23 protein-coding genes are annotated in these 20,341 nt (G+C 50.8%); 6 read left to right on the forward strand and 17 right to left on the reverse strand.

Annotated features, from left to right (window positions below):
• Positions 1-227 precede the first annotated feature (227 nt).
• Positions 228-1,805 carry a sodium/proton antiporter NhaB gene (gene nhaB, locus AC3ISQ_RS12100; protein WP_489346778.1) on the forward strand — a complete coding sequence of 526 codons (1,578 nt, stop codon included), beginning with the start codon at positions 228-230 and terminating at the stop codon, positions 1,803-1,805.
• Positions 1,806-1,899: 94 nt separating this feature from the next.
• The gene (gene dsbB / locus AC3ISQ_RS12105) at positions 1,900-2,433 is read left to right on the forward strand and encodes a disulfide bond formation protein DsbB (RefSeq protein ID WP_489346780.1); all 534 of its coding nucleotides are present in this window, start codon (positions 1,900-1,902) and stop codon (positions 2,431-2,433) included.
• Positions 2,434-2,505: 72 nt separating this feature from the next.
• Here dsbB and ycgN read toward each other — a convergent pair whose 3' ends face one another.
• From ycgN to AC3ISQ_RS12125, 4 genes are all read right to left on the reverse strand, one after another.
• Positions 2,506-2,952 carry a cysteine cluster protein YcgN gene (ycgN, locus tag AC3ISQ_RS12110; protein ID WP_489346782.1) on the reverse strand — a complete coding sequence of 149 codons (447 nt, stop codon included), beginning with the start codon at positions 2,950-2,952 and terminating at the stop codon, positions 2,506-2,508.
• Positions 2,953-3,106: 154 nt separating this feature from the next.
• Positions 3,107-3,763, reverse strand: coding sequence for a fumarylacetoacetate hydrolase family protein (locus tag AC3ISQ_RS12115; RefSeq protein ID WP_489346784.1), 657 nt, complete (start codon positions 3,761-3,763; stop codon positions 3,107-3,109).
• Between the two features lie 44 nt (positions 3,764-3,807).
• Positions 3,808-4,785 (reverse strand): lytic murein transglycosylase, encoded by a 978-nt coding sequence (locus AC3ISQ_RS12120; protein WP_489353255.1) that lies wholly within the window; start codon positions 4,783-4,785, stop codon positions 3,808-3,810.
• A gap of 61 nt (positions 4,786-4,846) precedes the next feature.
• Positions 4,847-5,119, reverse strand: coding sequence for a YcgL domain-containing protein (locus AC3ISQ_RS12125; protein WP_489346786.1), 273 nt, complete (start codon positions 5,117-5,119; stop codon positions 4,847-4,849).
• A gap of 136 nt (positions 5,120-5,255) precedes the next feature.
• On the opposite strand from AC3ISQ_RS12125, the gene minC reads away from it, so the two are divergent.
• Genes minC through minE form a run of 3 tightly spaced genes read left to right on the forward strand, consistent with a single transcriptional unit; the run spans position 5,256 to position 7,056 of the window.
• Positions 5,256-5,945, forward strand: coding sequence for a septum site-determining protein MinC (gene minC / locus AC3ISQ_RS12130; RefSeq protein WP_489346788.1), 690 nt, complete (start codon positions 5,256-5,258; stop codon positions 5,943-5,945).
• Positions 5,946-5,970: 25 nt separating this feature from the next.
• Positions 5,971-6,783 carry a septum site-determining protein MinD gene (gene minD, locus AC3ISQ_RS12135; protein ID WP_489346790.1) on the forward strand — a complete coding sequence of 271 codons (813 nt, stop codon included), beginning with the start codon at positions 5,971-5,973 and terminating at the stop codon, positions 6,781-6,783.
• A gap of 3 nt (positions 6,784-6,786) precedes the next feature.
• Positions 6,787-7,056 (forward strand): cell division topological specificity factor MinE, encoded by a 270-nt coding sequence (minE, locus tag AC3ISQ_RS12140; protein ID WP_004945472.1) that lies wholly within the window; start codon positions 6,787-6,789, stop codon positions 7,054-7,056.
• 236 nt (positions 7,057-7,292) lie between these two features.
• Here the strand turns inward: minE and rnd are convergent, their stop codons facing one another.
• The 5 genes from rnd to yoaA all read right to left on the reverse strand — a co-directional run bounded on the left by rnd (position 7,293) and on the right by yoaA (position 13,787).
• Complete coding sequence (gene rnd, locus AC3ISQ_RS12145; protein WP_489346792.1) at positions 7,293-8,414, reverse strand: ribonuclease D; 1,122 nt, start codon at positions 8,412-8,414, stop codon at positions 7,293-7,295.
• 82 nt (positions 8,415-8,496) lie between these two features.
• Complete coding sequence (fadD, locus tag AC3ISQ_RS12150; RefSeq protein ID WP_489346794.1) at positions 8,497-10,185, reverse strand: long-chain-fatty-acid--CoA ligase FadD; 1,689 nt, start codon at positions 10,183-10,185, stop codon at positions 8,497-8,499.
• Positions 10,186-10,419: 234 nt separating this feature from the next.
• A complete protein-coding gene (locus tag AC3ISQ_RS12155) occupies positions 10,420-11,010 on the reverse strand; it encodes a Slp family lipoprotein (protein WP_489346796.1) in 591 nt (196 codons plus the stop codon).
• Between the two features lie 91 nt (positions 11,011-11,101).
• Entirely contained in the window at positions 11,102-11,803 is a 702-nt protein-coding gene (tsaB, locus tag AC3ISQ_RS12160) for a tRNA (adenosine(37)-N6)-threonylcarbamoyltransferase complex dimerization subunit type 1 TsaB (RefSeq protein WP_489346798.1), read from the reverse strand.
• Positions 11,804-11,885: 82 nt separating this feature from the next.
• Complete coding sequence (gene yoaA / locus AC3ISQ_RS12165) at positions 11,886-13,787, reverse strand: DNA repair helicase YoaA (protein WP_489346800.1); 1,902 nt, start codon at positions 13,785-13,787, stop codon at positions 11,886-11,888.
• Positions 13,788-13,888: 101 nt separating this feature from the next.
• On the opposite strand from yoaA, the gene AC3ISQ_RS12170 reads away from it, so the two are divergent.
• The gene (locus tag AC3ISQ_RS12170; RefSeq protein WP_489346802.1) at positions 13,889-14,233 is read left to right on the forward strand and encodes a RidA family protein; all 345 of its coding nucleotides are present in this window, start codon (positions 13,889-13,891) and stop codon (positions 14,231-14,233) included.
• A gap of 42 nt (positions 14,234-14,275) precedes the next feature.
• On the opposite strand, the gene mdtI is transcribed toward AC3ISQ_RS12170, so the two are convergent.
• The 8 genes from mdtI to AC3ISQ_RS12210 form a co-directional block, all read right to left on the reverse strand.
• Positions 14,276-14,605 carry a multidrug/spermidine efflux SMR transporter subunit MdtI gene (gene mdtI, locus AC3ISQ_RS12175; protein ID WP_489346804.1) on the reverse strand — a complete coding sequence of 110 codons (330 nt, stop codon included), beginning with the start codon at positions 14,603-14,605 and terminating at the stop codon, positions 14,276-14,278.
• Positions 14,592-14,960 carry a multidrug/spermidine efflux SMR transporter subunit MdtJ gene (gene mdtJ / locus AC3ISQ_RS12180; RefSeq protein ID WP_489346806.1) on the reverse strand — a complete coding sequence of 123 codons (369 nt, stop codon included), beginning with the start codon at positions 14,958-14,960 and terminating at the stop codon, positions 14,592-14,594. Before mdtJ ends, mdtI begins: the two co-directional genes overlap by 14 nt.
• A gap of 636 nt (positions 14,961-15,596) precedes the next feature.
• Entirely contained in the window at positions 15,597-16,343 is a 747-nt protein-coding gene (dagF, locus tag AC3ISQ_RS12185) for a 2-dehydro-3-deoxy-phosphogluconate aldolase (RefSeq protein WP_489346808.1), read from the reverse strand.
• A complete protein-coding gene (gene dgaE, locus AC3ISQ_RS12190; RefSeq protein ID WP_489346810.1) occupies positions 16,330-17,457 on the reverse strand; it encodes a D-glucosaminate-6-phosphate ammonia lyase in 1,128 nt (375 codons plus the stop codon). The genes dagF and dgaE overlap by 14 nt, the downstream gene beginning before the upstream one ends.
• Before the next feature lie 7 nt (positions 17,458-17,464).
• Positions 17,465-18,325 carry a PTS system mannose/fructose/sorbose family transporter subunit IID gene (locus AC3ISQ_RS12195; protein ID WP_489353257.1) on the reverse strand — a complete coding sequence of 287 codons (861 nt, stop codon included), beginning with the start codon at positions 18,323-18,325 and terminating at the stop codon, positions 17,465-17,467.
• Positions 18,322-19,071 carry a PTS mannose/fructose/sorbose/N-acetylgalactosamine transporter subunit IIC gene (locus AC3ISQ_RS12200; protein WP_489346812.1) on the reverse strand — a complete coding sequence of 250 codons (750 nt, stop codon included), beginning with the start codon at positions 19,069-19,071 and terminating at the stop codon, positions 18,322-18,324. Before AC3ISQ_RS12200 ends, AC3ISQ_RS12195 begins: the two co-directional genes overlap by 4 nt.
• A 158-nt stretch (positions 19,072-19,229) precedes the next feature.
• Positions 19,230-19,715 (reverse strand): PTS sugar transporter subunit IIB, encoded by a 486-nt coding sequence (locus tag AC3ISQ_RS12205; RefSeq protein WP_489346814.1) that lies wholly within the window; start codon positions 19,713-19,715, stop codon positions 19,230-19,232.
• Positions 19,716-19,720: 5 nt separating this feature from the next.
• Positions 19,721-20,143: a PTS sugar transporter subunit IIA gene (locus tag AC3ISQ_RS12210; protein ID WP_489346816.1), complete on the reverse strand. Its 423-nt coding sequence runs from the start codon at positions 20,141-20,143 to the stop codon at positions 19,721-19,723.
• Between the last annotated feature and the right edge of the window lie 198 nt (positions 20,144-20,341).

The raw sequence follows: 20,341 nt of genomic DNA on the forward strand, positions 1-20,341 counted from the left end.
AAACACTCTGCCACATAAAAAGACAGCCCCCTTGTTGCATCAGGCTTGGCGACATTGCTAGGGTATATACCCTTCATTCTTCAAGCTGCATCTTTGTTGGCTGCCCTTGCTCACCCGAATCACTTACTGGCGTAAGCTCATCGGGACTCACTCGGTTGCAGCCTCGATGCAACTCGAATTATTTTGGGTATAGCGCGCCAACTCTTTTTGAGGATCGACAACACATAATGGATACAACCATACGCTCTTCGTTAATGAAAAATTTTCTCGGGCAATCGCCCGATTGGTACAAACTGGCTATTCTCGGTTTTTTGGTGATTAACCCACTGATTTTCTTCTTTGTCAGTCCGTTCGTTGCTGGCTGGCTGTTAGTCCTGGAGTTTATCTTCACCCTTGCAATGGCATTAAAGTGTTATCCACTACAACCCGGTGGATTATTGGCGATCGAGGCCGTGATTATCGGCATGACCAGCCCGGCACATGTGGGGGCGGAAATTGCCAGTAATTTGGAAGTCTTACTGTTACTGATTTTTATGGTGGCTGGCATTTACTTTATGAAGCAGCTGTTGCTGTTTATGTTCACTAAACTGCTGCTGAATATCCGCTCTAAGATCCTGCTGTCGCTGGCATTTTGCCTCGCCGCAGCGGTCCTCTCCGCGTTCTTGGATGCGTTGACAGTCGTCGCGGTCGTGATCAGCGTCGCCACTGGTTTCTATTCGATTTACCACAATGTGGTCTCCAACCAATCAGATGGACACACCGATGTGGGCGATGACAGTGCTATCGACTGTGATGATCGCAAACAAACACTGGAACAGTTCCGCTCCTTCCTACGTAGCCTGCTGATGCATGCCGGTATCGGTACCGCCCTCGGCGGCGTAATGACTATGGTCGGCGAACCACAGAACCTGATCATCGCTAAAAATGCCGGTTGGGGTTTTATCGATTTCTTCCTACGCATGGCGCCGGTCACTCTGCCGGTATTTGTCTGCGGTCTATTGGTTTGTCTGCTGGTCGAACGTTTCAGTTTATTTGGCTACGGAGCCAAATTACCGGAAGCGGTACGCGAAGTGTTGAAAGACTTTGACCAAAAGGCGTCGAGCAAACGTGGGCAGCAGGAAAAGGTCAAATTGTTCGTTCAGGCACTAATCGGTGTCTGGTTAGTGGTTGCCCTTGCCTTCCATCTGGCAGACGTGGGTTTGATCGGTTTGTCAGTGATTATTCTGGCGACGTCGTTGTGCGGCATTACCGACGAACATGCTATCGGCAAAGCCTTCCAAGAAGCCTTGCCCTTCACCGCTCTACTCACCGTATTCTTCACCGTTGTCGCCGTCATTATTGAGCAGCGCCTGTTTACCCCGGTGATTCAATTTGTTCTACGGGCTGATCCTTCGTCACAGCTATCACTGTTCTATTTGTTCAATGGCTTGTTATCGGCAGTTTCTGACAACGTATTTGTCGGCACGGTTTATATCAACGAAGCGCGCACAGCCTTTGAGAATGGCATTATCTCGCTCAAACAGTTCGAGATGCTGGCGGTGGCGATCAATACCGGAACCAATCTACCATCAGTAGCTACACCTAATGGTCAGGCGGCGTTCTTGTTCCTGCTGACTTCAGCATTAGCTCCACTGGTGCGCTTATCTTATGGCCGAATGGTGTGGATGGCCTTGCCTTATACCGTAGTGTTAACCCTCGTGGGTTTGTTATGCGTACAGCACACGTTGGTGCCTATAACGGACTTGCTCACCCAATGGCATTGGCTGACACTGCCATCCATTGATGGGGTTGTTCCTACGCGTTAGTCGTTAACGATAATTTTATCTCAAGAGGCTGGCAGCGGGATTGAATTGGTTTACACTGCCTGCTTAATTGCTTACTGCATGGAAGAACAAAGATATGTTGCAATTTTTTAACCGTTGCTCGCAGGGGCGCGGTGCTTGGCTGTTAATGGCCCTGACTGCACTAGCGCTGGAATTGGCTGCGCTCTATTTCCAACACGTGATGAAGTTACAACCTTGCGTCATGTGTATTTATGAGCGTTGCGCATTGTTTGGCATTTTGGGGGCTTCGTTGCTCGGTGCTATCGCGCCGAAAACATCGTTGCGTTATCTGGCAATCCTGCTGTGGATCTACAGCGCTTGGGAAGGTCTGCAACTGGCATGGAAACATACTATGATCCAGTTGAACCCATCACCATTTAGCACCTGCGACTTCTTTGTCAGCTTCCCGTCGTGGCTGCCACTGGACAAGTGGATGCCTGCTATCTTCCACGCTTCCGGTGATTGCTCGGTACGCCAATGGCAGTTCTTGTCTCTGGAAATGCCACAGTGGTTGGTGGGGATCTTCACGGCTTATCTGATGTTCGCCATCATCGTGCTGATTAGCCAGTTTGTCCGCACTCGCAGACGCGGCGATCTGTTCGGTCGTTGAGTTCTAACCATGTGAAAACGGCGCCTTCATCCAAGGCGCCGTTTTTTATTGGCAAAAATATGGGTACAGCAATTATCTCGCCCACTTTGGTTTGTTGAGGATATGGTCCTGCCAGTCCACCACTTCATCCTCGTGCACTGCAATATGGCGCACGGTGATGCGTTCACCGTGCATCGCGGCCTTCGAACCTGTGATCAATGGATGCCACGGAAATAGCGGTTTGCCTTCACCGATCAGACGGTAAGCACAGGTCATTGGCAACCACTCGAAGGTGGTCATATTTTCGCGAGTCAATTTGATGCAGTCTTCTTCCAACTCGAAACGACGTTCGTAGTTACGGCACTGACAAGATTTGATGTTGAGCTGATCGCAAGCAACGTTAGTGAAGTAGATCTCGTCGGTATCTTCGTCGATCAGTTTATTCAGACAGCATTGCCCACAACCGTCGCACAGCGATTCCCACTCTGCTTCCGACATTTCTGCCAGTGTTTTCGTTTGCCAAAAAGGGAGTTGTGACATGTTGCCGCCTAGTCTCTGAATCAATAAAGGGTGTCTATATAGACATTTTAGTGTGCAGATGCAAGCTTTGCCGCCGATTTCTCCGTCATACTCGAAGCTGTCTTGATACAACTCCAATTATTTAGGAGAAACCTAGCGGCAAGTGTGTAGAGGGCTAGATCACGCGGGTATTCAGCGTTTTACCATTCAAGGAGATTTGTAGCATATCGCCGGAGTTCATTGAGCCGACGCCTTGCGGAGTGCCGGTCAAAATAATATCGCCCGCACGCAGCGTGAAGAAACGGCTCATATAGCTGATTAAGGGCAGGATCGGCGTGATCATATCGTGAGTGTTACCTTTTTGACGTAACTCACCGTTCACCGTCAACTCAAGCTCGGCGTTTTGTGCATCACCAAATTCGGCTACCGGAATAAAACCGGAGATCGGGCAAGAACCATCGAACGCTTTGGCTTTTTCCCATGGTTGCCCGGCCTTTTTAAAACCGGCCTGCAAATCACGTAGCGTTAAGTCCAGTGCCACGCCGTAACCAGCAATCGCTCGTGCAACACGGTCTTCGCTGGCTTGTTTCAGCGGTGTACCAATCAATACCGCCAGTTCGACTTCATGGTGAACCGATCCCAAATCTTTCGGGATGGCGACCGGTTGACGGATATCGCACAAGGCTGTTTCAGGTTTGATAAAGATCACCGGTTCTGCCGGTTTAGCGCTGCCCATTTCTTTAATATGGTCGGCATAGTTACTGCCCACACATACCACTTTGTTCGCTGGAAAATCGAGTAACGATCCTTGCCAATCTCTGTGTTGATACATGTCGCATCTCCTGCCGAAAATAAAGGTTCAAGCCGAACCCTGAATTAGTGCCCGATAGCATCAGCCATCATACCGATACTAATGGCGAAATAGTACGAACGATTCCAATGCATGATGGTGCGGAAATTATCATAAACCAGAAACGCACGACCAGGCAGATCGTCAGGGGCGATCAACCAACTGCGCAAGGTTGAATCAGGCAATGCTGCCCCACTCACTCGTACCACGCCGCGCTGCGCCCACTCATTCACCGAACGTGCCTGATTATCTTTCAAGCCAAATTCGCTCGCATTCAATCCGGCTGGGAGTTTGACTTCACGTCCCCAACTCACGCCGGTGTGCCAGCCTTCTGTTTTCAAGTAATTGGCGGCAGAGGCAAAAACGTCATCAACATTGTTCCAGATATCAATCCGACCATCACCATCGCCGTCAGCACCATACTTCAAGAAAGAGCTGGGCATAAACTGACATTGCCCCATCGCACCGGCCCACGAGCCTTTCAGTTGTTGTCCGGTGACGTGCCCTTGCTGAACAATCTGCAACGCCGCCATCAGTTGCTGAGTAAAGAAGGCTTCGCGTCGCCCCTCGAACGCCAACGTCGCTAATGCGGAGATCACGTCTTCTTTGCCCTGAATTTTCCCGAAGTGGCTTTCCATCCCCCACAACGCCACGATATACCGCGCAGGGACACCATAATGCGCGCTAATACGTGTCAGTTGCGGTTGATATTGAAGATACAGCTTACGCCCTTGCTGGATTTTGCTCGCCGTCAGCACCCGCTGTAGGTAATCGCTCAGCGTTACCTTCTTTTCTAACTGGCTGCGATCGGCCTTAATCACTCGATCGACAAAATGGACATTGGCGAACGCGCTATCAATGGTCGTTTGAGGAATGCCCTGTGCCAACGCCTGTTGTTTTAACTGTTCCACATAATTCGGGAACTGCGCCGGGGAGCGCCCGGTGGCCGCCAGCGTACTCTCGGCCGGGGCCGCGATGCTGTTTTGGCCGAAACTGCCAACCATTAACAACAGAGTTAACGAGACTGCCGTAGTTAGCCCCTTCATTAGCCCACCTTAAAATTGATTATTTCTTATCATCCGTCAGATGTAAGTTTAATAAATTTTCTACTGGTGGTGGAAATTGCAGATAAAAGCCGTCGTCTTTCAGTGACTGTTTCACTTTCTCAATATCTGCCGAGGCTAATTTCTTACGTCCTGCCAGATTAAGCATCATTGAAAATTGCGGCTCACCGAAACTTTTCATCAGTTCTTCAGGGACGCGAGAGAAATCGTCTTTTTTTTCGACATAAAGATATGTTTGATCCCGTTTTGGGCTTCTATAGATCACACAAAGCATTTTTTTAACTCTATTTAATTGAGGCAGCGTCTTGCCTGGATATAACTCTGACTATAACATGCTTCTAGTACATCGGAATATCGCACCCCGTAGGCTATTCCGGGGATTTAAAGTTGCTGAGACTGAGTCAGGATAGATGTCACAATCGCCAATTGAGCTAAAAGGCAGCAGTTTTACCCTATCGGTTGTTCATTTGTATAATTCCGAACCCGAGGTAATTCGTCAGGCGCTGCAAGAAAAAGTGGATCAAGCTCCGGCTTTTTTGCAAAACGCCCCTGTTGTTATCAACGTTGCCACGCTGAACGGCGATGCAAACTGGAAAGAACTGCAACAGGCTGTTAGCGCAGCCGGTCTGCGCGTCGTCGGCATCAGTGGTTGTAAAGATGAACGGCAAAAACGCGCGATTACTCGTGCTGGTTTGCCACTGATGAATGAAGGCCGCAGTCAGAAAATGGCCGCACCGGCTCCCGCGCCAGTGGTGGTGGAGAACGCCCCAGCCAAAACGCGGATCATCAGCACGCCTGTTCGTTCAGGCCAACAAATTTATGCCCGCAACAGTGATTTAATCGTCATCAGCAGCGTCAGCGCCGGTGCCGAATTGATCGCCGACGGCAACATCCATGTTTACGGCATGATGCGCGGCCGAGCGCTGGCCGGCGCCTCAGGTGATACACAGTGTCAGATTTTTTGCACACACCTGGGTGCTGAGCTAGTCTCTATCGCAGGGCAGTACTGGTTGAGCGACCAGATCCCGTCCGATTTTATCGGGCAGGCAGCGCGACTCAGCCTGTTAAATAGCGCTTTAACCATACAACCTTTAAATTAAGCCCTTTTGACAAGGAATCCATTTCATGGCACGCATTATTGTTGTTACATCGGGTAAAGGGGGCGTTGGCAAGACCACATCGAGCGCGGCCATTGCTACCGGTCTAGCCCAAAAAGGCAAGAAAACCGTAGTGATCGATTTCGATATCGGCTTGCGTAATCTTGACCTGATCATGGGTTGTGAACGCCGTGTCGTTTATGACTTCGTGAATGTGATTCAGGGTGATGCCACGCTGAACCAGGCGCTGATCAAAGACAAGCGTACTGAAAACCTCTACATTCTGCCTGCTTCACAAACGCGTGATAAAGACGCACTAACTTACGAAGGCGTTGAGAAAGTGTTGAACAATCTCAACGAGATGGATTTTGACTTTGTCGTTTGTGATTCACCGGCCGGTATCGAAACCGGAGCGTTGATGGCGTTGTACTTCGCTGATGAAGCGATCATCACCACCAACCCGGAAGTCTCCTCAGTACGTGACTCTGACCGTATTTTGGGTATTTTGGCTTCCAAATCACGTCGCGCCGAAAAAGGCGAAGACCCGATCAAAGAACACCTGTTGCTCACCCGTTACAACCCAGGCCGCGTTAGCCGTGGCGACATGCTGAGCATGGAAGACGTGCTGGAAATCCTGCGTATTCCGCTAGTTGGCGTGATCCCAGAAGACCAGTCAGTACTGCGTGCATCCAACCAGGGTGAACCTGTTATTTTAGATAATGAGTCTGATGCCGGTAAGGCCTACGACGATACCGTTAACCGTTTGTTAGGAGAAGAACGCCCATTCCGCTTCATTGAAGAAGAGAAGAAGGGCTTCCTGAAACGCCTTTTTGGGGGATAAACCATGGCTCTGTTAGATTTCTTTCTGTCCCGCAAAAAACCGACAGCCAACATAGCCAAGGAACGGCTGCAAATTATCGTCGCAGAGCGTCGCCGTGGGGACAGCGAGCCCCACTATCTACCTGATTTAAAACGCGACATTTTGGCCGTAATTTGCAAATACATTCAGATCGACCCTGAAATGCTGCATGTGCAATTTGAGCAGAAAGGGGATGATATTTCGGTACTTGAGCTTAACGTGACGCTACCGGAATCGGAAGAAGCTGCGAAATGATTGCGATGTATTAGTTTATCCCCTGTAGTTATTTACAGGGGATAGCTGTATAGATGCCCAGTTATTAGATCGGAAATTGCAAAATACACATTTATCCTGATTGAGATTATTCCCAATTAACTTTGTGGGCTTTTTCTTTACAGTGGATACTGGCGGTTAAAATATTAGCTTAAGTTATTTTAACCAATAATCAGGCAGTATTTCCCTTCCTGCCCGATCATATTATTCAGTGTCGGTTAATAATCCTGCAAAATTTCCTGCAACGGGGCAGATAATAAATCCCCACGCCAACCACGGATTAATTCCGGCTGATTGTCACTTTCTTTCAATTGCCAATGTGCATTCAACAACTGATTAATTTGACGACGTGAAGCTAACAGCTCACTGCTTAATCCGCTCTGCTCGCTAACAATGGCGATCGCGGCTTTGATTTCTTTAAAGACTTTTTTATACCCAACATGGTCGATTAAGTTAACGATCGGCGCAGGTAATTCCGCTTCGTCCAATTCGTTAGCTTCTGCGACCAACGCCACCAGCGTTTTACCGTGATAACGGATTTCTGGGCCACTTAACCCTAACGCGTCCAATTCGCCCAATGAGCCAGGCATATAGCGGGCCACAGCCCATAGGTTTTCTTCACGCACCACAAAGTTCACCGCTAAATCGCGCTCACGTGCCTGACGTAACCGCCACTCGGCCAACTTCTGCAAACAACCCAGTTGGCGTGGGCGCAACTGCCAAGCGTTGCCAATCTCACGATAAGCCAGCTCTGGTGTCAGAGTTTCACGACGGCGTTGGCATAACAGCAAACACTCATCATGCGCCGCTGCCGTCCAACCCGCCTCTTCGGTTTCTTGCACCAATTGTTTGGCCATTGGCAGCAGATAGAACACATCAGCCGCGGCGTAAATACACTGTCTTTCAGTCAATGGACGCGCTAACCAATCGGTACGTGATTCGCTTTTATCCAGTTCGACTTTCATGTACTCCGCCACCAACGTCGCGAAACCACATGACAAAGGACGACCAGTAAACGCCGCCAGAATTTGGCTATCCACCAGTGGTGTCGGCAAGGTTTTGAAGGCATTCAGGAACACCTCCAGATCTTCGCTACCCGCGTGTAAGAACTTCACCACGTTGGTATCAGCCAACAGTTCGATAAACGGCTGCCACTGTTTGATAGGTAAAGGATCGATCAGGGAAAGTTGTTCACCATCGTATAACTGGATCAGCCCCAACTGCGGATAGTAAGTGCGCGTTCTGACAAATTCGGTATCTAGCGCTATCTGGGTATGGTTTCTGGCCTGCTCGCAAACCTGCTGCAATCCTGCGTCTGTCGTGATCAACTGATAGTTCAAAACGTTATTCTCTCATATCGTCTAAACACAACAACGCCGGCATTCACCGGCGTTGTTGATAGGGTGTGGTTACTGAAGCAACCTAAGCGGCATCGGCCTCTTTCGGTTTACTCAGCTCGTCACGCAGTTCCCGACGTAAAATCTTGCCAACGTTCGATTTTGGCAACTCATCACGGAACTCAACAATTTTAGGCACTTTATACCCGGTCAGGTGGCGACGGCAATGGGTGATCAACTCCTCCACGGTTAACGAAGGGTCTTTTCTCACCACGCAAATCTTCACCGCTTCCCCAGCAGCACCGTTAGGTACCCCGATCGCCGCAGACTCCAGCACTTTCGGGTGCCGACTGACCACATCTTCGATCTCATTCGGATACACATTAAATCCGGAGACCAAAATCATGTCTTTCTTGCGGTCGACAATGCGTACAAAGCCTTCATCATCTACCGTAGCAATATCACCAGTCGCTAACCAGCCATCCTTCAGGACTTCGGTGGTCGCTTCTGGGCGCTGCCAGTAGCCTAACATAACTTGCGGCCCTTTGACCCAAAGTTCCCCCGCTTCGCCATGCGGAACCTCATGACCTTGTTCATCCACCAGTTTCACTTCGGTAGAGGGCACAGGCAGGCCGATGCTGCCGCTGTAATGCACTAGGTCGTGCGGGTTGCCGGTAACCAACGGTGAGCACTCGGTCAGGCCGTAACCTTCTAGCAAGTGCTTACCGGTCAATTGCTCCCACTTCTCCGCCACCGCTTGCTGTACCGACATTCCGCCGCCAACCGAGAAACGCAGCGTAGAGAAATCTAACTTGTGGAAATCTTCGTTATTCAACAATGCATTAAATAGCGTGTTGACTCCACTCATCGCGGTAAACGGATATTTAGATAATTCTTTCACCAACCCCGGAATATCTCGCGGGTTGGTGATCAGCAGGTTACGTCCGCCAAGATCGATAAACAGCAGGCAGTTCACCGTTAACGCAAAGATGTGGTACAGCGGTAGCGCCGTTACCACCACTTCTTTGCCATCGCGGAATAGCGGTTTATAGGCCGCTTTCGCTTGTTCAAGATTAGCCTGCATATTGCGATGTGTCAGCATTGCGCCTTTCGCTACACCCGTGGTGCCACCGGTGTATTGCAGGAATGCCAAATCGGAATTACTGATGGTTGGCTTAACGTATTGCAGACGGCGGCCACGTTGCAGCACGCTGCGAAAAGAGATGGCATCCGGCAGGTGATATTTAGGCACCAAGCGCTTGATGTATTTCACCACGAAGTTGACCAAGGTGCCTTTAGCCGCCGACAGTTGATCGCCCATCCGGGTCAAGATCACGTGTTTAATCGGCGTATTGAACACCACTTTTTCCAACGTGTGGGCAAAGTTGGAGACAATCACGATGGTGCTTGCCCCGCTGTCGTTCAACTGGTGCTCCAACTCGCGCGGGGTATACAACGGGTTGACGTTAACCACCACCATTCCGGCACGCAAAATGCCGAACAAGGCGATGGGATACTGCAACAAATTCGGCATCATCAAAGCGACGCGATCGCCTTTTTTCAGCCCAAGTTCATTTTGCAGGTAAGCGGCAAAAGCACGACTACGTTCTTCCAACTTACGGAAGGTCATCGTTTCGCCCATATTAATGAAAGCCGGTTGGTCAGCGTAACGCTGAACGGCGCTTTCAAACATTTCCACCAGAGAGGGGTAATGATCGGCATTGATTTCTGCCGGAACATCCGCCGGGTAGCGTTTTAACCAGACCTTATCCAAGCTATGACTCCTGAAATCTTTACTAATAATCATCGCAGCACCCAAATACGCAACGAACTTTAACAATATTTTAACTCAGCGTACCAGTTTGCGTTTTAAACAATATTCAGGTTGCGATGTAGGTCACTAATTGTCGGCGCTTCCTTTCGCTCCAAAAGCCAAAGGCGGCCGAAGCCGCCCTAGACGAAAATGTTAATGCTATGTAACTAAAAGCATTTCTATCACGAACGCGATTTATTCGGTCACAATGGTCTGTACTTGCGCCGGCCCTGGATTATACCAGCCATAACCCGCGCCCCAGCCTGGTCCCCAAGGACCGCCGCGCCAGCCCCAAGGTCCCATTGGCGCCGGTGGCATAATGATCTGTTGTGACAAATGCCAACGTTTATAACCAGTGACATTCATGGTGACGAAGTTATACGGCGTCATACCGATTTTGCCGGGTTGCAGGCCGGTAATCGGTCCCACTACGGTCACTAACTGGCCTTTAAAATCGACAGGATCGAGGAAACCATTCACCGTCGCTAATAAACGACCTTGGGATGGTTCACCGAGGATCGGCCGGGCGCCAGAATCCAACGGTACTGCAGCGATCTCCAACAAGGTTTTACCCGGCTGATTAATCACCGTCATCACATTGCCACCAAAACGCCCTTCCGCACCGGTGAACATTTTTGGCGCGTTTTGCACCGAGGAAAGTTGCGTGACCGGCGTTTCGGTAGTGCCTTTAATCTCATCGGGAACGGTGACACAACCGGATAACAACAAAGCACTGCTGGCCAGCGTCAGTAGGCCTAATTTTTTACTTGTCGTGCGGATTAGCATGATCGTAATCTCCTGAAAACTCTACCACTTTGACCGTGAATTCGACGGCAAGTTGCAGAGCCTAGCCTTCCCTACTTCAACGATAGCTCAACTATTCGCGACCCGGCAATTTTTTCCAAGTCACTTCATTACGCAAATAAGTGGGTTCGGCATTTTCTACGCTCACCGCCAACCCTTGTTGCCAAGCCAGTAGCGCCAACGGCAGCATATCTTCGGCCTGTGGCAATAACATTTGGCCATCACGCAGGTTCACCGGTGAGCCAGTAATCAAGTCCGGGTAAGTTTGCCAGCCAGTACCGACGTGCGTCCAATCGCCATTCAGGCTCTGCGCTCGTTCCAATGCTTGCTGTGGTGACAACACCGCTTCACCAGCACTTTCGTACCAACTGCCGTCTTGCTGACGTTCGAACTGTCCCCAGTAAACCTCACCCATGCGCGCATCAATAGCCGCCAACACCCGCTCTGAACCCGTCACACGCCATGCGCCCTGCGCCATGGTTTGTAACGTGGAGATACCCAACATCGGCAGCGAGGCACCCAACGCCAAACCTTGAGCGATACCAATCCCGATACGTACTCCGGTAAAACTGCCCGGCCCACGGCCAAAAGCCAGTGCGTCCAGTTGAGATAGCGTCACGCCGCTTTCCGCCAGTACCTGTTGCACTAGCGGTAAAATACGTTGTGTGTGTTCACGTGGACAGAGTTCAAACAGGGCGTGAATTTCGCCTTGATTCCAGAGTGCAACGGAACAGGCTTCCGTTGCGGTATCGATCGCTAAAATTCGCGTGGACATGCCAAACCTCAGGCAGGAAAAAGAAAAATCAGTGGGCGCGGATTGTAACACAGCAAACCGTAGCACAGGGCATAAGTCACGACTATTCTGCCTGCAAGAAGGCGATAGCCTGTGCCAAATCACGCGTGCGTGGCGTCGGTGGCAAACTGTTGAGGAACACTTCGCCATACGGACGCATCACCAAACGGTTATCGCAAATCACCAGCACGCCGCGATCGTCAGTATCACGAATCAAACGCCCAACCCCCTGCTTCAACGTGATCACCGCATCGGGTAATTGCACCTCGTTGAACGGGTCGCCACCGCGCAACCGACAATCTTCAATTCGCGCTTTTAGCAACGGGTCGTCTGGCGAAGTAAATGGCAGTTTATCGATAATCACGCAAGACAACGCATCACCGCGCACATCAACCCCTTCCCAGAAACTACTGGTGGCCACTAACAGCGCATTACCGGCTTCAACAAACTGCGCCAACAGTTGCCCTTTACTGGTTTCGCCCTGTAGCAGCACCGGTAAGGTCATGGTGGCACGAAACTCTTCTGCCAATTCACGCATCATTTGGTGTGAAGTACACAGGAAGAAACAGCGCCCCTGATTCGCTTCAATCAGCGGTCGCAACATACGCGCTAGCTGACGTGCGCCGCCCGGTTGATTCGGTGAGGGGAGAAAACGCGGCACGCACAGTAAGGCTTGAGTGGCGTAATCGAAAGGACTCGCCAGCAACAGCGTTTTGGCATTTTTCAGCCCCAAGCGCTCGGTAAAATGGCTGAGTTGTTCATTGACCGACAGCGTTGCCGAGGTGAATATCCAACTGCCCGGCTTTTCGTCCATCATCTCGCGAAAACGCTCAGTGACGCTCAACGGCGTCAGCGCCAACACGAAATTGCGCGAGTTACATTCATACCAATAACTGAACCCCGGCTCATTCACCTCTTTCAGCCGTTTGAGACGCGTGCGGTACTGCGTCGCGCGTTCAAATGCCACATCTAACAATGCCGAACGACCAAGAGAAAGTTTGACTACGTCGTAGCAGAGTTCCAACGCATCATCGAGCAACACCAGCGCACGCTGCACGTTTGGTTGGTTAATCACTTCGCGTAAATTGCCACGGAACCCCGGTTCGCCCAATGCCAAACGGAAATCTTGCGTACTTTGGCTCAGACGGTCAGCGCTCTTTTGTAATTGCGCCGAATCCCGCACTTCGGTGCGATAGGCGATGGTGATGTCTTTGGCTAAATCCATCAACTGACGGCTAGTGAGCTGTTTGCCAAAGTATTGGCTAGCGATATCGGGGATTTGGTGCGCTTCGTCGAAAATCATCACATCGGCTTCGGGGATCAGTTCAGCAAACCCGCTTTCCTTCACCACCATATCGGCCAAGAATAGGTGATGGTTGACCACCACCACATCGGCATCCATCGCCCGGCGGCGCGCCTTAACCACGAAACAGTCTTTGTACAGCGGGCAATCGCTGCCTAAGCAGTTGTCATTGGTGCTGGTGACTAGCGGCCAAACAAAACTGTCTTCCGCCACATCGCTACAGGTGCTGATATCCCCTTCTACCGTCTGGGATGACCAACCGCGCAACCGCACTAGATCGATCAGTGTCTGCCCAGCCAGTTCGCCACCGGCCATCGATTGCTGTTCCAAACGTTCCAAACACAAATAGTTGGAGCGCCCTTTCAACAATGCCAGTTTGCCTTTGAATTTTAATGCCGTGGCAATAGTAGGCAGATCGCGCGCATACAACTGATCTTGCAACGCTTTGGAACCGGTGGAAATGATCACTTTGCGTTTGGAACGCAGTGCCGGAGCCAAATAAGCAAAGGTTTTACCGGTGCCGGTTCCCGCTTCCACCACCAATTCCTGTTTGAAGTTGATCGCTTCGGTGACCGCTTCCGCCATTTGACGTTGAGGTTCACGCGGTTTAAAGCCTTTGATGGCCTGCGCCAATGCGCCGTCTGTTGCGAAATCGTCTGCCACGCTATCTCTCTAGCCGAAAATAATCAGCGCTGAGTATACCTGAGTTTATTGCCAGGTAGTTTGTGATACCCTTATCCGAATAACGAACTGGAGATAACTGAATGAATATTGAACGAATTGATCCTGATACGCGCTGGTCTGAAGCGGTGATTTATAATGGCACCATCTATTACACCAGCGTGCCAGAGAATCTGGATGCCGACGCCACGGCGCAAACCGCGAATGCCTTAGCGGTAATCGATCAGATCTTGGCGCGTGCCGGTTCAGACAAAAGCCGAATTCTGGATGCGACAATCTTCTTGGCAGACTCAGCCGACTTTGCCGCGATGAACGCCGCTTGGGATGCATGGGTCGTTGCAGGTAGCGCGCCAGTGCGTTGCACCGTACAAGCTAAATTGATGAATCCGAAGTACAAAGTTGAAATCAAAATCATCGCCGCAGTGTAAGCGGCGATAAGGTGCCGCAGAGTATCGCTCTGCGGCTCGCAATCAAGCGATTTTAATCATCACCATTCCCGCCAACAGCAACACTACGCCAATCCAACCTTTAGCATTTAAGCGTTGCCCGAACAGTATCCAACCAGCAGCGATCGTCGCGGCGATACCAAAACCGCCCCACAATGCATAGGCTACCGACAAATCGATGCCTTTTACCGCCTGCGCCAATGCGCTGAACGCTCCCAGTACCGACAGCAGTGATAACAACCCCAGCCAGACCTTACGAAAACCGTCTGACATTTTGAGAAAAATATTGGCGGCAATTTCTAACACAATCGCCAGCGCCAAGAACCCAACATGAATTAACTCAAGCTGTTGCATGTTGTTCACCTCGCGAGCTGACCTGTTTTCGTGCTTTGCGAGTGCCTGATTTCACCAGCAAAATACCGGCAATCAGCGTTGCTAAGCCCAGCGCTTTTAACAGCGATATCGGTTCATCGAACCACAACACACTAAACAGAGTAATGAAGACGATACCGATCCCTTCCCACAGCGCATAAGCCACGCCCAATGCCACTTTCTTAATAGCAATGGATAGCAAAATGTAGGAGGCGGTGATCATCACATACATCACAACATGCCCGGTAAGACCGCCGCTCACACTGGCGTATTTCATCGACAAGGTGCCGATAATTTCGGCCACAATAGCCAACCCTAAAAACATCCAATAAATCATAATTTTATTCCTAAGCAGCATATAGCGCACGCTAAGGCCTATTTATCCCAATTTATCTCGTCCAGCCGTTGGCAGACGCAGAGATCTATGGGGATAAAAAACCCAAACGCAGTAAATAAGTGATTTGCCCGGCTACACCGAAATGGTACGCCGGAAATCTCCTAAATAATTCAAGTCATATCAAGGCGGCAAGTCCGTGAGTCCCTGGAAGCATAGACAAACTATGTGACTAGGGTGAACGGACGCAGCCAACGCAGAGATGGCTTGAAGAATGACGGAGATTCGCTATAGCTCGCTGCACCAGTGATGCTCACTGGCAAGGATAGCTGAAAGGAAAAGCTGGCAAGTAGAGGTTCTGAGGGTTGTTCCATTAAGTGTCATCATAATTGTTTTATATTATCCGCCGCACCCCGTGCGATTCGCTCAATATCCTCATTACTGTAAATTTTCAACGGTGTTATTTGTAACATGACGTAAATAATAAAGCAAACCGCCATTTTCACAAAAATAAGAAAAAAACGGGTTACAAATAATAAAGTTAATATAATTAAAAATAAAAAAAAGACCCAACGTTTGGTTGAGTCTTGGTTTAGATTTATCAGGTCAACAACACACCAAACCTAGGCTCCGCGTGGGTTAGCTAAGCGTTCGTTTTACCATCGCTAACAGATGGGCGACATCTTCCGTGCGTGTTTCACCACTGGCTGGATCGATGATCGAACTATAAATATGTGGCATCACTTGTTCGACGCCAGCTTCCAAGCAGGTTTCCAAAATCGGCAGGAAATTATCCAGATCGATACCGCCGGTCGGTTCGATCATGGTCATGCCGTTACGCACACAACTTTCCGCCAAGGCTTTCAGTTCTGCCAACGAGGCCAAACCGCCCATCGGGAAGAACTTCGCTGCGTGACCGCCGAGATCGAGGATCATACGCACCGCGCTATCGCAGCTCACTACCGCCGGTTCCCCTTGGCTGCTGAGCACGCCGGTGGAGATCAACACTTTGCCGGGCGTCCCGGTTGGGGAAACCAACGCATTGATACGGGTATTGGTAATATCCCGCGCCGCCAGTGCTCCGGCGGCAAAACCACAGCCAGTGAAGGTTTGGTTGACGTGTGCCGGAGCCGTTGCGGCAGCAATCATTGCAGCTTTATAGAACTGCTTAGCAGAACCCGCACCCAATCCGACTGAAATCGCCGGTATAGTTTCCATCCACCGCTGAACCTCCTTCACGCCCTGCGCTACATCTGTGAACTGCGCCGAAATCACACCGATCGCCGCGTGCCCTTCTGCCGCCAGATGTACCGCCTGTGCATTAGCCACGTCTTTCGCTAAAACATTGAGCGCGACGCGCTGACGGTAAAAATTAATTTGCTGCATGGTTTCCCCCTGCTTGCTGCACGACCTCCCGCAGTCGCGCTACGATCAATGCCATATCGTCATTTTGTAACGCACGCGGATCAAAACTGAATACACCTTGATTGAGGAAGTAATGACGGGTGTATATCGCCACTTCACCAGTACGCAATTGTTCCTCAACCTGATACGCAGTCAGCCCCAACTTTTCCGCATCCACACGCACACGTACCCGATAAATGGCACGCCCGGCTTCATCCTGTTCGATCTCCGCAGATAAGCCCTTCAGCGTCGAGATTTGCCCTGCAAGTTCACGCAAAGTGGGTAATTGCAGGCTCCAGTCCGGCTTATGCTGCTGATAACGCTCCAGCGCCATCACCAAGCCCACCATGTTCTCTTTGCCGATCTTCATCGCGCGAGCAATGCCGTCGTGTTGCGCTTTGCAATGAGCGATCCACTGCACTTCACCGGTAATAAAGCCGGAAGTCGGCGCATCCAACGCTTTCGCTCCGCTATAAACCACCATGTTGGCACCCGCCGCCACATAAGCACCTAGGTCTTCTTCTGCGGCGGCATCAACAATCAGCGGCAATCCAGCGGCACGAGCAATCTCAACGAAATCACTCAACGCCACCATGCCTTTTTGCACGCAGTGGTGCGATTTCACGTACAACAACGCAGCAGTATTGCCGTTGATGGCTTTTTCTAACTGCCAACGTGCTGCGAGATTGCTTTGCCCAACTTCCACCACTTTGCCACCGCCGAGACGAATGGCGGTGGTGATCGGTGCACCGTAATCAATATTATGCCCGCGTAACATCACGATTTCGTTCGCCATGCCAGAGCTATCTGGCAGCAAAGCTACGCGATCGGGTTCGCCACGCGTCACCGCCGCTGCGACTGAGATGGCAATCCCCGCCGAGGCGCAAGATGTGACATAACTGTCCTGTGCGCCGGTATGCTGCGAGACCAATTCCCCTACCCGATCCACCAACACGTCAATTTCAACAAACGCGCTTGCGGCTTCGGCGGTGGCGGCCATCACGTCTTGTGGCACCGAGGAGACGCCAAGAATGGTCATTTTTCCGCTGGCGTTAATCACCCGTTTGAGTCCGAGCCGTTGATAAATATTCATCATTGCTCCGTTACAGAATGCCCAACAGTGAACACACGATGCTCAGTATCACTACCGACAGCAGGATTGTGGTGTAGCGCGGCCCTTTCTTCACCAAATAGAAGTAGATCGAGAACACTGCGGCCAATGGCAATAGGCCGGGAGCGATAGAATCGAGGATCTGTTGCACTACCACTTCTGAGCCTTTCAGCGCGCTAAACGTCAGTGGCGTGGTGATCTTGACGTAGCTGGCAGAGAGCGCCCCCATCATGATCAAGCCCAGCACGTTAGCGCCGTAGATCAGCTCTTTGATTTTTCCTCCCTGTAGCAACCCGATGATCGACTCTCGCCCCAAGGTGTAGCCTTTGTGCGCCAAACCGTAGCTAATCGCCAGCGTGATACCGGTGTACAGAATCACTGGCATGATGCCGCCCATCGCACTCCCGTTCGCAGCAAACGGAATAAAGATCGCGATCAGCAACGGCATGATGGCAGCCCAAACCACCGAGTCACCAATCCCTGCTAATGGCCCCATCAGACCGGTTTTAATACCGGTGATTGAAGAATCGGCAATCGGTTCGCCACGGGTTTTCTGCTCTTCCATCGCAATCGCTACCCCTTGGATCACCGCACCAAAGGTTTGCTCGCTGTTGAAGAAGTTCAGATGGCGTTTCAGCGCTTCCACCTGTTCTTCTTTCTGCGGATAGAGTTTTTTGATAATCGGCGTCATCGAGGCGCAAAAAATCAGGCTTTGCAGACGTTCGTAAGAGTTAGAAACCTCCGCCCCCAGCCAGTAAATAAACCACGCCTTGGTGATGTCACGCTTGGTCAGGACGTTAGTTTGCCGTGCGCGCTCCACCAGTTCGTGTTGCATGATGTCCGTGCTCATCAGGAGACTCCTTCACTTTTCGCCATGTTTTTCACCAGGAATGCCGCACAGGTGCCGAAGATTGCCATCGCCATGATGTCGACCTTCAGGTACAACACCGCGAAGAAACCAGCGATAAAGTACGGTAGCAGGCTCTTTTTACCGATCACCATGATGGTGATAGCAAAGCCCAATGCAGGCAGGATGCCGCCCATGATTTCAAACGAGTGGGTCAACCAATGCGGCATCAGCGCGAGGAATTTCTCTACCACGCCTTGGCCGAAGTAGTTAGCGGCGAACACCACCGGGAAGCGAATGGCCAAACCCAGTAACGCTGGGTAGAGGAAGGCACAACGCATGATGCCGCTCATGTTGGCTTCTTCGGCATGTTTATCCGCCATATGCACCCAGATGGCGTTCAGCGTACGGCGTAACTGATCGACGAATACGCCAATCACGCCGAATGGGATCGCCAATGCGATGGCCAGATTAGGGTCCATACCGGCTTTAACCGCAATTGGCAGCGCAATACAGGCCGCTAATGCGGGGTCGGAAGGTACGTTACCGCCCGGTGTAGAAGTCACGCCCAGATACACCAACTGCATCCCGGCACCGATAATCATCGCGGTTTTCATGTCGCCCAACAGGAAGCCGACGAATACCGCAATGGCGATAGGCTGCACCAACATACCTGACAGGCTGTAACCCAAACGCAGACGGGCGAACCAGTAATACAGCCCCATGCAGATGGCAACGGTTAAGTTATCCATTTCATTGCTCCTTATTTATACCCGTCATACTTCAAGCTGCATCTTTGTTGGCTGCCTTTACTCCCCCTAGTCACTTAGTTATCTAAGCTCCTAGGGCTTCGCTCAGTTGCCGCCGCGATGCAACTCGAATTATTTAGGGTATATACCAAAAGTCAGAGTTAGAACTTTTTCAAGATCTCAGCCAACGATTGTGGTTTGTCTTCCGGGATAGTCTGGAAGAAGATGTTGACGTTGCGTTGTTGCAAGTCGCGCAGGGTTTCTACGTCTTTATTGTCCAGCGTGATATTTTGGAAAACCGCTTTACGGTTTGGCCCACCACCCAAACCACCCACTTGGATGTCTTTCACATCAAAACCATCGACAACGGCCTGCTGTACCGAAGCCAAATTAGGGAACAGCACCAGCACGTTACCTTCACCGAGTTGGTTTTCTTGCCAAGCGGCCGCGAAGCTTTTGTTACCGTAGCAATCCACTTTCACACCCGGTGGTGCCGCCATCAGGTAGATGCCTTTCATGAAGTCATCGGCTTCTAGCTCGTCACTGACGACGGCAATACGGTTAGCCTGTGATTGTCCGACCCACTTGGTGACCACTTGCCCGTGAATTAAACGGCTGTCGATACGACATAAAACGATTTTAGCCATGATAGTTATTTCCCTGAAGTTGATGTTATTGATTTAATTTGTTTAATTACGTCCAGGCAGCTATTGCGGCCTAACTCAACCAACTCATCGAGATGAGCGGTCAGGTCGCCCTGTTCTTGCAAGTCGATCGCCGCTAATAGCAACGTGGCGTTTAGGCCAGCGATCACGCCAATCTGGTATTCACGGCTCAGATACGCCGCCACGTTGGAAGTGGTGCCGCCGATAAAATCGGTCAGGATCAACGAGCCGGCTGGCATGGTTTTTACTTGCTGTTCCACCTTGGCGCGGAACTCTTCCAACGTGTCGGCAGGCATTAGGGCGATGTCGGAAACACCGGTGGTTTCACCAATCACCATGCGCACGCTTTCACGTAGTTGTTTGCCCCAACCACCGTGGGTCAGTAACAGAATTTCGGGTAGTGCAGCCAAAATGGGCCTCCTGGCAATACCCTTCGTCTTTCAAACCGCAGCGGTGTTGACTGCCTTCAATCCCCCCAGTCACTTACTTATGTAAGCTCCTGGAGAGTCATTCAGTTGTCGCCTTGCTGCAATTTGAAATCCATTGGGTATAAGTTGAATTTATTAGGAAATTTTTGCTTCGATCTAGATATAGCAATGCCCGTGCCA

This window comes from Serratia sp. KH_031, assembly GCF_057839655.1.

What these genes read in the sequence shown, in the direction of transcription:
- minE (WP_004945472.1), top strand. Translation starts at nt 6,787, where the DNA reads ATGGCTCTGTTAGATTTCTTTCTGTCCCGCAAAAAACCGACAGCCAAC.
- minC (WP_489346788.1), top strand. Translation starts at nt 5,256, where the DNA reads ATGTCACAATCGCCAATTGAGCTAAAAGGCAGCAGTTTTACCCTATCG.
- AC3ISQ_RS12170 (WP_489346802.1), top strand. Translation starts at nt 13,889, where the DNA reads ATGAATATTGAACGAATTGATCCTGATACGCGCTGGTCTGAAGCGGTG.
- AC3ISQ_RS12115 (WP_489346784.1), bottom strand. Translation starts at nt 3,763, where the DNA reads ATGTATCAACACAGAGATTGGCAAGGATCGTTACTCGATTTTCCAGCG.
- mdtJ (WP_489346806.1), bottom strand. Translation starts at nt 14,960, where the DNA reads ATGATTTATTGGATGTTTTTAGGGTTGGCTATTGTGGCCGAAATTATC.
- dgaE (WP_489346810.1), bottom strand. Translation starts at nt 17,457, where the DNA reads ATGATGAATATTTATCAACGGCTCGGACTCAAACGGGTGATTAACGCC.
- minD (WP_489346790.1), top strand. Translation starts at nt 5,971, where the DNA reads ATGGCACGCATTATTGTTGTTACATCGGGTAAAGGGGGCGTTGGCAAG.
- ycgN (WP_489346782.1), bottom strand. Translation starts at nt 2,952, where the DNA reads ATGTCACAACTCCCTTTTTGGCAAACGAAAACACTGGCAGAAATGTCG.
- mdtI (WP_489346804.1), bottom strand. Translation starts at nt 14,605, where the DNA reads ATGCAACAGCTTGAGTTAATTCATGTTGGGTTCTTGGCGCTGGCGATT.
- AC3ISQ_RS12200 (WP_489346812.1), bottom strand. Translation starts at nt 19,071, where the DNA reads ATGGATAACTTAACCGTTGCCATCTGCATGGGGCTGTATTACTGGTTC.
- AC3ISQ_RS12155 (WP_489346796.1), bottom strand. Translation starts at nt 11,010, where the DNA reads ATGCTAATCCGCACGACAAGTAAAAAATTAGGCCTACTGACGCTGGCC.
- nhaB (WP_489346778.1), top strand. Translation starts at nt 228, where the DNA reads ATGGATACAACCATACGCTCTTCGTTAATGAAAAATTTTCTCGGGCAA.
- dsbB (WP_489346780.1), top strand. Translation starts at nt 1,900, where the DNA reads ATGTTGCAATTTTTTAACCGTTGCTCGCAGGGGCGCGGTGCTTGGCTG.
- dagF (WP_489346808.1), bottom strand. Translation starts at nt 16,343, where the DNA reads ATGCAGCAAATTAATTTTTACCGTCAGCGCGTCGCGCTCAATGTTTTA.
- tsaB (WP_489346798.1), bottom strand. Translation starts at nt 11,803, where the DNA reads ATGTCCACGCGAATTTTAGCGATCGATACCGCAACGGAAGCCTGTTCC.
- AC3ISQ_RS12120 (WP_489353255.1), bottom strand. Translation starts at nt 4,785, where the DNA reads ATGGTTGGCAGTTTCGGCCAAAACAGCATCGCGGCCCCGGCCGAGAGT.
- AC3ISQ_RS12125 (WP_489346786.1), bottom strand. Translation starts at nt 5,119, where the DNA reads ATGCTTTGTGTGATCTATAGAAGCCCAAAACGGGATCAAACATATCTT.
- AC3ISQ_RS12205 (WP_489346814.1), bottom strand. Translation starts at nt 19,715, where the DNA reads ATGGCTAAAATCGTTTTATGTCGTATCGACAGCCGTTTAATTCACGGG.